Source organism: Dolomitihabitans soli (genome assembly GCF_022213955.1).
Classification (GTDB): Bacteria; Actinomycetota; Actinomycetes; order Streptosporangiales; family Streptosporangiaceae; genus Streptosporangium_A; species Streptosporangium_A soli.
Genome location: NZ_JAKNTW010000005.1, coordinates 178949 through 190271 on the forward strand (window position 1 = coordinate 178949; position 11323 = coordinate 190271).

Sequence of the window (11323 nt, forward strand, 5' to 3'; positions counted from 1 at the left end):
GCCCGACAAGCCGACCTGCTTGCCCGGCAGCGCCCAGCTGTGCCACCCGAGCGTGTGGACCGGCTCGCGGGGCCTGGCGCGGTCCGGTGAGGTGAGCGGGTGGACCGCGTCCGGTGAGGTGAGCATGATGGGCCGGCTCGCGGGGCCCGGCGCGCACCGGTGAGGCGAGCGGGTGAACCCGCTCGCGGAGGACGGCTCACACTGGTGACGTGAGCGGGTGAATCCGCCCGTACGGCACGGCTTAGGCTGGCAATGTGAGCGAGCGATCGAGCTTGTACGGCACGGCCGTCCACCGGGAGGCCCGGTGACCGTTCCCCTGCGTGCGCCCGCCAACCAGGTCTCCCGCAAGGCCATCACGTTGTGGCTGCTGGAGGCGTTGTTCGGCTTCGTGCTCCTGGTGGGCGGCTCGATCCTGGCCGCCACCTGGATCGGCGGCAGCGGCTGGTCCTGGGTTCCCGGCTGGCTGTCGGACAACATCTGGCTGCTGCCCGTCGTGGTCGGCGTCGTGATGGCGCCCCTGGTGGTCATCGAGCCCTTCTGGCGCTACGCCGTACACCGGTGGGAGCTCTCCGGCGACGTGGTCTACGCCCGCGCCGGTTGGATCAGCCGTGAATGGGTCTTCGTCCCGGTCAGCCGCATCCAGACCGTCGACAAGGCCCAGGGCTGGTTCGAGCGGCTCCTCGGCCTGGCCACCGTCGAGATCCGGACGGCCTCGTACGCGGGCTCCTCCAGCATCAAGGGCCTCGACTACGCCATCGCCGCCAGGCTCTCCGAAGACCTCGCCCGCCGCGCCGAGGAGCTCAGGGACGACGCCACATGACCGCCGGCGAGCCCCCACGAGACCCGGACGTCCCACCGTCCCGCAGACCTGGTCCCCCCTGGCCGCCGCCTGACCCGGGCGGGGCCCGGCGGCCGGGTGCCCCGCCGGCCGAGGAGGGGCGGCGAGCTGAGGGAGGGGCAGATCGGCCGCCGTTCGAGAATCAGGGCGGGGCAGGTCGGCCGCCGTTCGAGGAGGGGCAGGCGGCGCGGCCCGGAGCTGAGGGTCAGGCCGGTCCGCAGGAGCGTCCGGGTGCCGGAGACCGGGCCGTGGCCGAAGGGTTCGCGGGGGCTCCGCCGTACGGGGTGGCGCCGGTGGGGGTGCCTTCGAGGCTGAGCCCGCGGGTGCTGTTGATCGATCCGGTCCGGATGCTGCCCTCGTTGTTCCTGCCGCTGGCCGGTGTGCTGTTCGTCGGCGGGTTCTCCCCGGCGTCGTTCGGGTGGGCGGCGATGGGGATCGTCGGGTCGATCGTCTTCTCGGTGGTGCGGTGGGCGACGTTCACCTATCAGATCGTCGGGGGACGCCTGGAGCTGACGCGTTCGCTGGTCAGCCGTTCGGTCAGGACCATCCCGCTGGAACGGGTGCGCGGCGTGGACATCAGCACGCCGCCGTTGCACCGCCTGCTCGGCCTGTCCGTGCTCAGGCTCGACACGGGCGCCCACGGCGGAGGCGACAAGCAGGAGGGGGAGCTCAACGGGGTCACGGTCGCGGAGGCCGAGCGGCTCAAGACCGTTCTGCTGCGTACGGCGAAGGCCCGCCGCGGAGAGCCGGCCGTACTGCCGCAGGACGTCTCCCGGTCGTTCCCCGGCATCCCCGAATCGCGCGCGGAGCCGGGCGATCCGTCCGGCCCGCTCGCCCGCCCTCCAGCGCAGGAGGGCGGGCCGGGAGACCGGGAGGGGCAGCGGGCGGGCGATCAGGCCTACGGACGTCCCAGCGTGCCCTTCGAGGGCCGCGCGGGGGTGGCTGAGGGTGGGGGAGTGGCGAGTTCCGGGGCGGAGGAGGTCGTCTACGCCCGGGTGTCTCGCGGCTGGCTCACCTATGGGCCGCTCTCCGGCGCCTATCTGCTCACGCCGTTCGCCCTGATCGCCGGTGCGGTGGGGCTGGTCTTCCAGTGGGGGGAGCAGCTCGGGCTGAGCCGGAACCAGGCGTGGAGCGCGGGGATGTGGCTGTGGGAGCGGCCGTACCTGCTGGTGGTCTTCGTGATCCTGTTCATCCTCGCCATGCCCGTCGCCGGCGGCGTGATGTACGCGGTGTTCAACTGGGATTTCACGCTGCGCGCGCGAGACGGTTACCTGGTCGCCGAACGCGGGCTGATCAACCGGCGCAGCGTGTCGCTCGAACGTCGCAGGGTCAGGGGCTACGAGATCGTCGAGGGACTCGCCGAGCGGTGGGCCGGGGTCATGAGGGTCTGGGCCATCGTGACCGGCCTCGGCGACTCGGAGACCCGCGGTCAACTGCTGCCCGTCGTGCCGCGCGCGGCGGCGCTCGGCGTCACCACGGAGGCGATCGGCGCCCTCGGCGCACCGCTGCGCCCCCATCCGCCGGCCGCCCGCCGGAGGCGGCTCTTCCGGGCCATCGCCCCCTGGCTGGCGGTCGCGGTGGCCGGCGCGGTTCCCGCCCTGCTCACCGGGCCGTGGGAGTGGTGGCTGCCGGCGTCGCTCGGACTGCTGCTCGCCGTACTCGGCATTCCCCTCGGCCTCGACCGCTACCGCTCACTCGGGCACACCTACGACGGGACGCGGCTGTCCGTCCGATCCGGCTCGCTGCGCCGTTCCCAGGCGGTCGTCGAGCGCCGGGCCGTGGTCGGCTGGACCATCAGGCAGACCTGGTTCCAGCGGCAGGCAGGAGTCCTCACGGTGATCGCGGGCGTGGGCGCGGGGAGCGGCGGGTACGCCGCGCTCGACGTCGCGGAATCCGCGGGCCCGGTCTTCGCCGCCGAGGTGACCCCCGACTGGCTCACCCCGTTCCTGCTGACGGAGCCTGCTGCCGGGACCTCGCGGCCGGAGTGACCCGGCCGCCGGGTCGGCCCGGTCCTCGTGGCCCAAGCGACGCGGCCGGTCCGTTGACGGGCCGGCCCGGGTCCTCGTGGCCGGAGTGACGCGGCCGGCTCACCGACGGACCCGGCCGGTCTCGTAGTCGTGCGGGTCGATCTTCGGCCGGAGCTCGATCTCCTTGATGATCGTGTGCGCCTGGTTGCGGCGCGTCCCAGGGCTTGATGATCATCGCTTGGGTGTGTTCTGCGCCGTTTGCGGAGCCGCTGGGTGTGAGGTGGCTGGGCATTCCGCGTGAGGGCGGCGTGCCGGAGCCGTTGAGGTAGCCGGGTATCAGAAAGCTGGGCGTCCCGCGTGAGCGGCGTGCCGGAGCCGTTGAGGTGGTCGGGCATCAGAAAGCTGGGCGTCCCGCGTGCGGGCGGGACGCCGGAACGTGGCTGGTCGGAGTCAGTCCTGGCGGCGGGCGCCGAACATGATCTCGTCCCAGGAGGGGACCGAGGCGCGTCGGCCACGGCTCTTCTTGGCGGGGCGGGCGGGGGCCGGCTTGGGCTGGGGCGGCGGAGCAGGCTGGGCAGGGGGCTCCGGCACCTGGTCGGACGGGGGTTCCTCGGCGGGTGCCTGGGCGTCGTCCTGCTCGGCGGGGTCGTTCTTCGGGGCGTCCTTCGCCGCGGGCTTGGCGGACGCCGCCGCGGCGGGTGCGGCCTGCTCCTCTGACCGGGCCGGTGCCGGGGACTTCTTCTGCGCCGTCTTCTCGGCGGGCTCACGCGAGGTCGCCGCCTCGGTGGACGCCGTGGGCGGCACCTCCTGCGCCGCCTTCTTCTGCTCGGTGGCGGCCTCGGAGGGATGCTCCTCCTGGGCGGTGGCCCGCTCGGCTGGGGCCGGGGGCGCCGGAGGGGCGATAGAGGCCGCGTCGTCGGCCGCCGCGGCGTGCTCTGCGGCGACCGGCTCCGCGGGAGTCACCGGGGGCGCGGATTCGGGAGCGGTGGGCTCGGCCGACGGCGTCGTGGGCTCCGCGGCGCCGGTGACCGCAGCTGGTTCGTCGTGCGCGGGCGTTGACCGCGTGTCCGCCGACGCTGCGCGCTCGTCCTGCGACACGGGCACGGGCTCCGGCACGAGCTCCGGCGAGGTGGCGGGCGTGGGCGTGGTGGCGGGCGTGGACTGAGCGGTGCTGGGCTCGGCGGCCACCGGGGTGGCAGGGGCGGCCACAGGCTCGGCCGCCGGTGCCGTCTGGGGCGGTGTGGCGGCGGCCTCAGCAGGCGCTGCCGCCGGCTCTGCTTGAGGTGGCGTGGTGGCAGCGGGTGTGGCGGCCGGTGTGTCGGCGACCACGGGAGCCGCCGTGGTGTCTCCGGCTGCCGGAGACGCCGGGGCCGATGCGAGATCGGTGGCCTCCGGGACGGACGTCACCGCGTCCGGAGCCGGTTCCACCCTCTCCACCGGCGCCGGTGCGAGCTCGGACTCCGCCGGGGTGGGCTCCGCCGATGCCGGGGCGGTGTCCGCCGCCGGTTGGGTGGGCTCCGCCGGAGCCGTGAGGTCGTTCACCGGGGCCGCCGGCCGTTCCGTCGGCGTGAAGCTCGCGGGGTCCGTGGTCGAGTCTGTGGTCTCCGCCGGGGTGGTGGCGGCTGCCGGTGCGGCCTCGCGAGCCGGGGCCGGCGAAGCCGACGCGGTGGGAGCCGACGGCTGAGGAGCGGGTGCGGTGGGAGCCGGCGCCTGGGGAGCGGGTGCGGTGGGCATCGGCGGAGCCGATTCCGTGGGAGCCGAGACCTGGGGGGCGGAAGGCGGGGGAGGGACGGCTTCCTGGCGGGTGACGTCGGGGTACTGGGGCGGCGTGGGGGTGCTTCTCGGGGGGGAGTAGCTCTGCTCGGGGCGCGCGGGAGGGGCGCTCTGGTCGCCCGCCGGGCGGTACGGCTGCTTGGCGTCGGCGGGGCGGGAGGGGGTGAACGTGGGATCCGGGCGGGAGGGGGTGAAGCCGGGGTCCCGGCGGGACGGGGTGAAGGTCGGCTCGGTCGGCCGGGACGGGGTGAAGGTCGGCTCGGCGCGGGAGGAGGCGAAGCCGGGCTCGGCGCGCGGCAGGGCCGGGGGCTCCGCGCGAGGGAGGGCCGGCAGGGCCGGGCGGGGGTCGGCTTCCGGGCCGGGGGGCTCGTGCCGTACGACGGAGGGGAAGTGGACGGGCGGCTGGGAGAGCGGCTCGGGAGCCAGCGAGGGAACGGGCTGGAGTTTGGCGACGCGCGGCACGAAGGGCGTCACGGTGGTGTCGGCGGCGGGCTCGACGTAGTCGGCGGCGGACAGGCGCATGGCCTCGTCGTCGTGCGGGGAGACGTGCCGGCGGCGGGCGTCGAAGAGCCATTCCGCGTGGCGGGTGTGACCGTTCCATACGTAGCCGAGCTTGACTCGCCACAAACCGTCGTCGCGCTTGCAGGAATCCCAGTCGATCTCGTCGGCGGGCACGCCGCGCCTGGTCAGCCGTTCGGCGACCAGGTCGCCGAGGGTGGGACCGGGCACGGACTCGCCGGGCAGCCGCACCGCGACGCGCTGCGCCTGCTGGGCGACGTACTCCCGCTCTTGCAGGACGGGACCCTCGAACCAGCGGACACGCTCCACGGGGATCCCCGCGGTCGCGGCGATCTCCTCGGCGGTCTCACCAGCGCGGATGCGAGCCTGGATCTCCTTGGGACGCAACGGACTCTCCACTTCGATCTCGTACTGGCCGAGACGGGAGAAGTTGCCGCGAACCGCAGCTCGGAGCCGGTCGTCGACGGGAAGCGTGAACCGCGTACCACGGCCGGCCGTCGCCAGCACGAGGTAGGTGCCGTCCTCGCTCACCGCGACGAGTCGGAGCTCCTGCATGCGAGTCCCTTCGTCGTCGTGCTCAATCTTCCCCCGGACCCTTGAGTCTCTCGCGTGTGCCGGTTGCCTGCCAGCACCGTACCCGGCATGTCCGAACATCGCCTTCCTGGAGGGTACGCCGATCGATGTGACGCCGGTCACATTGAGCGCGTTCACCGGTCTGCAACCCCGCCCGTGATCAGGAGAAGGTTCCTTGACGGATTCTGTCCTATGCGACGGCGATGCGGCGAGGGGGGCGCGACAGGAGGCACGGAGGGAGGCGTGAACGGCATGCGGGAGGCGGTCATCTCCGGGGAACTCCCTCGGGATCGGGCGGCGGGAAGGCGGTCACGAATGTGCCGGTCGCGCGGACCGCGCAAACGGCGGGACACGCCGACGCGTCCATTCCGAGGAAGCTCTTTACCGGGGGAGGGTCAGCCGAGCACCCCTTGCAGATAGTCGTTGGTGAACAGGCGGTCCGGGTCGAGCCGGTCACGCAGGGCGACGAAATCGGTGAACCTGGGATAGACGGCGGCCAGGTACGAGGCGTCGCGGGTGTGCATCTTGCCCCAGTGCGGCCGGCCGCCCAGTCTGACCATGATCTCCTCGACGGCCTCGAAGTAGGCGGGGTGCGGGGTGGACCGGTAGACGTGGCAGGCGAGGTAGGCCGACGGCCTGCCGTACGCGGTGGAGAGCCAGGCGTCGCTCGGCGGGGTGACGCGGATCTCGACGGGGAAGCTGATGTTCCAGCCCTTCAGGTCGATCAGGTCGCGTATCTCCCGGATGCCCTGTGCGAGGTGTTCGCGGGGGATGGCGTACTCCGTCTCCAGGAAGCGCACGTCCCGGACGGTGGCGAAGATCCGATGCGAGACGTCGACGGAGGCCGACTCCGACAGCAGCCGGCTGGAGATCTGGTTGATGGCCGGGATCGCGCCGGGCAGCCGGGCGCCCACCGCGCAGGCCGCGCCGAAGAGCGTGTTCTCCAGGAATCGCTCGTCGAGCCAGCGGCGGAACGGGCTCGGCGGTGCGGCGGGGCCGGGGGAGCGGTTGTTGCGCTTGGTCAGGCAGGTGTCGGTGTGGGGCAGCCAGAAGAAGTCGAGATGCTCGTTCTCCGCGGTGAGCCGGTCCAGATCGGCGAGCATCGCGCTGAGCGCCATCGGCCGGCGCACGTTGTGCAGCAGGAACGCGGGCTCGACCCGGAAGGTCACGGCGGTGATCACGCCGAGCGCGCCGAGCCCCACCCGGGCGGCGTCGAACAGGTCCTGTTCGGCGACGCCCTCCCTGACCGTGGTCGCGCCGCCGTCGCGAACCGTGACGATCTCCCCGTCGGCGAGCACCAGTTCGAGCGCGGTGACCTGGTCGGCCATGCCCCCGGTGTCCCGGCCCGTGCCGTGGGTGCCGGTCTGGATCGCGCCCGCCACGGTCTGCACGTCGATGTCGCCCATGTTGGCCAGTGCCAGGCCGAGCCGGTCCAGTTCGGCGTTGAACACGTGCAGCGGGGTGCCGGCGGCGACCGTCACCCAGTCCGCGCCGGCCGCGCGGATCCCGGTCAGCGCCTCCGGGCGCAGCAGCAGGCCGTCGGTGAGGGCCACGCCGGTGAAGGAGTGACCGGTGCCCACCATCCGGACCCGCCGCCCCGCGGACGCCGCGTCCCGTACGGCCCGCGCCACCTCCTGCGGGGACGCCGGAACCCGGATCTCGGCGGGCGTGACGGACTGGTTGCGCGCCCAGTTGCGGAACACCTCGGCCTCCTCCCCTCTGACAGCTCAAGGAATTCGATGAACGCGAACGATACTCATGAACAGCGGGGTGTAACAGGGGCCTCAGACCCGCCCGCCGGCGGGCTCCGGGGAGCGCAGCAGGCCTGAACCGCCGATCCCGACGGCCACCGCCAGCAGGGCGCAGCCGAACGAGAACGAGTATGCGGCCGAGGCCCCGAACGTGTCCGTCAGATGCCCGCCCACCCAGGCTCCCAGGGCCACCCCGGACCCGACGGACGTGGAGATCCACGACATGCCCTCGGTGAGCAGGCGCGGCGGGACCAGCCGCGCGGTCAGCGAGTAACCCGTGATCACGGTCGGGGAGATCGCCAGCCCGGCCAGGAACAGCGAGACGGCCATCAGGGGGACGTTGCCGATGAGGGTGATCGGGGCGAGGCCCGCGGCGAAGACCCCGAGGCTGCGGACGAAGCGCCGGCGCAGCGAGATCTTCCAGTCGTGCGCGCCGTACCAGAGGCCGGAGACCAGGCTGCCCGCCGAGAAGGACGCGAGCAGCACCCCGGCCAGGCCCGCGGAGCCGTGCTCGGCCGCGAAGGCCACGGTGATCAGGTCCACCGAGCCGAAGACCGAGCCCATCGCCAGGAACACGCCGCACATCAGGGCCACCCCGGGGATGGTGATCGGGCTGCCCCCGCTCAGGCCGCCCGGGCGGATCGGCGGCTCGGTACGGCGTTGCAGGGCGAAGACGATCGTGCCGGCGACCGTGGAGACGAGCGCCACGATGAGTCCCGCGTAGCTGTTGACGGCGCTCGCCAAGCCCGTGACCAGGGCGGGACCGGCCACGAAGATGACCTCGTCGGCCACCGACTCGAAGGAGAACGCGGTGTGCAGCTTGGCCGAGCCGCCGAGCAGGTGGCTCCAGCGGGCCCTGACCATCGAGCCGAGCGAGACCGCCGCCGCGCCGACCACCACGCCGGTCGTGTAGAGCGTCCACTCGGGCGCGCCGTACTCCACCGACAACATGAGCGCGACCAGCGCGGCACCGTGCACGAGGACCAGTGGGATGAGTACCTTGGCCTGACCGAACCTGTCCGCCAGACGGCCCGACAGCGGTGCGGCGACGGCGTAGGCGATCGACACGGTGGCCGCCACGGCTCCCGCGGTGGCGAAGGACCCGGTGAGCGCGTGGACGAGCAGCACGATGCCCAGGCCGAGCATCGACATGGGCATCCGCCCGATGAAGCCGCTGATGACGAAGCCCTTGACGCCGGGCATCGCGAACAGCCCGCGATACGAAGCCACCACCACGACGAAACTCCTCCCGCACGCGCACGGCGTGAATCAGAACGCTTTCACCCGCCCGCGTGCCCGGTACGGCGTCTGCCGACTCGGGTCGCCTGGTGGCACGCGGGATCATCTCCCCGCCGCGTGCCTGTTCCCGCGCGAGCGTGCGCGTTCCATCTGGGACGCGCCGCCCGCCGGCGGTTTGCTGGACAGCTGACTGCCCAATCTGACGATGACCCACGATTGAGCGGCAGATCAAGTGATTTTTCGCATCATTCAGCTGCCATGTCACCGTATCGGCTACTGTGAGCCGGATGCCCGCTCCTCCCCGGCCGACGCTGCTGCGCGCCCTCGTGGCGGGACTGGCCACGACGATCGTGCTCACGATCGCGGGCGGCGGCGTCTTCCTGCTCCGGCAGGACGCCCCCCGCGCCGTCACCGCCGCGGAGAAGCCGCTCAACGAGCTGGACCGGCTGGTGCCCACGCCGGCCCCCGTCACCGGGCGGCCGCAGGCCTCCGCCCGATCGGAGATCTCCCGCCGACCGGTGACGACCACGCGGCCTGAGCCGTCGCCGACCCCCGAGCGGCCCCGGATGACCGGCGGTCCCGGGGTCACGCCGACCCCGCCGAACCTGATCGCGATCGCCGACGCGTCGGTCCCGCGCGAGACCCTGTTCAAGATCTCCGCGCTGAAGCACGTGCAGAAGGTCGCGGCCGTCGACGCCGGCGCGGTGAAGGTGTCGGGCACCAGGCTCAACCTGCTGGCCGTCGACCCGACCGAGTTCCGGTCGTGGGCGCCCAAGGCGGTCGCCGACCAGCCCGCCGTGTGGGAGGCGCTGGCCAAGGGGGAGTTCGTGGCCGAGACCGACGCCGCGCGCAGGCTCGGCCTGGTGCTGGGCGCCAAGTACCAGGTCGACCGCGGTCCCCGGCTGCGGCTCGCCGCCTCCGCGCCGTTCGGGCTGCCCGGCATCGACGGGCTCGTCGGCACCGGGACCGGGCGGACGCTCGGGCTGATGCCCGGCGTCGCGGTGCTGGTCCACGGGCCGCGCGGGGTCGGGGCGCTCGACGCGAAGGTGCGCAAGCTGCTCGGCACGGGCTCCCAGGTGGTCGCCATCGGGGCCCGCAAGGCGCCGGTCATCGGGAAGCCCAGCGCCAAGCCCACCAGGAAACCCGTCGCCAAGCCCGCGCCGTCGTCACGCGTCCAGGTGGGCCGGCCGGGCAGCTACCTGGAGCTCTACCGGCTCTCCGCGCAGGTCTGCCCCGGACTCTCGTGGACCGTGCTGGCCGCGATCGGCCAGGTGGAGAGCTCGCACGGGCGCAACAACGGGCCGTCGTCCGCCGGCGCGCAGGGGCCGATGCAGTTCATGCCCGCCACCTGGAAGGCGTACGGCGTGGACGGCGACGGGGACGGCGTCGCCGACATCTGGAGCCCGTACGACGCGGTGCCCTCGGCGGCCAACTACCTGTGCGCCAACGGGGCCGCCAAGGGCGGGAAGAAGCTGGAGAAGGCCATCTGGTTCTACAACCACTCCTGGTCCTACGTCAGCAAGGTCATGGGCATCGCCGCGGCGTACGCCCGCGACTACCCCTGACGGCGTACGGGCGCGGGGCAGCAGGTGGCCGCGCACCCGACCGGCTCCGGCTCCGCCGCCAGTTCGGAGATCATGCGGACGAACCGGGGATGGGTGCCCGCGGTGGCTGCCCGGGACAGGTGCATGCCCAGCTCCCGCGCCAGGTCGGCGGCCTCGACGTCGAGGTCGTAGATCACTTCCATGTGGTCGGACACGAAGCCGATCGGCACCAGGACGGCCGCCTCGACCCCGTCCTTGTGCAGCGCGCCCAGATGGTCGCAGACGTCGGGCTCCAGCCACGGCACCTGCGGCGGCCCGCTGCGGCTCTGCCACACCAGGTCGTACGGCCGGCCGAACGACCCCGCCACCAGCGAGGACGCCGCGTGCAGCTGCTTCTCGTAGAGGCCGCCCGAAGGGCCCGCGGAGGCCGCCATCGAGACGGGCACGCTGTGCGCCGTGAACACCAGGCGAGCCGTCTCCCGGTGCTCGGCCGGCAGCCTGCCCAGCGCCGCCGCGGTGTGGTCGATCATCGCCGCGAGGAAGCCGGGGTGGTCGAAGAAGTGGCGCAGCTTGACGATCTCCGGGGCGCCGTCCACGGCCGAGGTCGCCCGGGCCACGTCGTCGAGGTACTGCCGGCAGCTCGAATAGCCGCCGTACGCCGAGGTCACGAACGCCGCCGCCCGGCGCACGCCGTCGGCGGCCATCTGGCGCACGGTCTCCTCAAGGAACGGGTGCCAGTTGCGGTTGCCCCAGTAGACCGGCAGGCCGATCTCGGGCCGAAGCGCCTCGATCAGATCCCTGCACTGCTGGTTGATCGGGCTGACTCCGCCGAACCGCTGGTAGTGCGCCTCCACGGCCAGCAGCCGCTCCCTGGGCACCCCCCGGCCCCGCACGACGTTCTCCAGGAACGGCAGCACGTCCGCCGGTCCCTCCGGCCCGCCGAACGAGACCACGACCAGCGCGTCATAGTTCCCCATGCCCTCCATCCAACCCGATCCACGCCCCGGGTCCCGAACCGGCGTGGGCACCGGGGCCGGCGAAATCTCGGACCGGTGCGCGGGCTGAGGGCGTTGTAGGTTCGTCAGGTGACGTTGTTCAAGGACATTCGCGAATATATCG

General features: G+C 73.0%; 7 protein-coding genes. 3 read left to right on the forward strand and 4 right to left on the reverse strand.

Going from position 1 to position 11323, the window contains the following annotated elements; genetic code table 11:
- Positions 1–304: 304 nt before the first annotated feature.
- Together MBA17_RS11745 and MBA17_RS11750 are read left to right on the forward strand one after the other, a co-directional pair.
- Positions 305–820 (forward strand): PH domain-containing protein, encoded by a 516-nt coding sequence (locus MBA17_RS11745; protein WP_238496416.1) that lies wholly within the window; start codon positions 305–307, stop codon positions 818–820.
- Between the two features lie 266 nt (positions 821–1086).
- The gene (locus MBA17_RS11750) at positions 1087–2826 is read left to right on the forward strand and encodes a PH domain-containing protein (RefSeq protein WP_238496418.1); all 1740 of its coding nucleotides are present in this window, start codon (positions 1087–1089) and stop codon (positions 2824–2826) included.
- A gap of 429 nt (positions 2827–3255) precedes the next feature.
- On the opposite strand, the gene sepH is transcribed toward MBA17_RS11750, so the two are convergent.
- From sepH to MBA17_RS11765, 3 genes are all read right to left on the reverse strand, one after another.
- Positions 3256–5652, reverse strand: coding sequence for a septation protein SepH (sepH, locus tag MBA17_RS11755; protein ID WP_238496419.1), 2397 nt, complete (start codon positions 5650–5652; stop codon positions 3256–3258).
- A 413-nt stretch (positions 5653–6065) separates the two neighbouring features.
- Positions 6066–7373, reverse strand: coding sequence for a D-arabinono-1,4-lactone oxidase (locus MBA17_RS11760; RefSeq protein WP_238496420.1), 1308 nt, complete (start codon positions 7371–7373; stop codon positions 6066–6068).
- A gap of 81 nt (positions 7374–7454) precedes the next feature.
- Positions 7455–8657: an MFS transporter gene (locus MBA17_RS11765; protein WP_238496422.1), complete on the reverse strand. Its 1203-nt coding sequence runs from the start codon at positions 8655–8657 to the stop codon at positions 7455–7457.
- Positions 8658–8947: 290 nt separating this feature from the next.
- Between MBA17_RS11765 and MBA17_RS49360 the strand changes: the two genes are divergently transcribed.
- Positions 8948–10225, forward strand: a complete 1278-nt coding sequence (locus MBA17_RS49360; protein WP_274385276.1) for a lytic transglycosylase domain-containing protein — start codon at positions 8948–8950, stop codon at positions 10223–10225.
- On the opposite strand, the gene MBA17_RS11775 is transcribed toward MBA17_RS49360, so the two are convergent.
- Positions 10216–11181 carry a ferrochelatase gene (locus MBA17_RS11775; RefSeq protein WP_238496424.1) on the reverse strand — a complete coding sequence of 322 codons (966 nt, stop codon included), beginning with the start codon at positions 11179–11181 and terminating at the stop codon, positions 10216–10218. The genes MBA17_RS49360 and MBA17_RS11775 overlap by 10 nt on opposite strands.
- Positions 11182–11323 lie beyond the last annotated feature (142 nt).

What these genes read in the sequence shown, in the direction of transcription:
- MBA17_RS11775 (WP_238496424.1), bottom strand. Translation starts at nt 11,181, where the DNA reads ATGGGGAACTATGACGCGCTGGTCGTGGTCTCGTTCGGCGGGCCGGAG.
- sepH (WP_238496419.1), bottom strand. Translation starts at nt 5,652, where the DNA reads ATGCAGGAGCTCCGACTCGTCGCGGTGAGCGAGGACGGCACCTACCTC.
- MBA17_RS49360 (WP_274385276.1), top strand. Translation starts at nt 8,948, where the DNA reads ATGCCCGCTCCTCCCCGGCCGACGCTGCTGCGCGCCCTCGTGGCGGGA.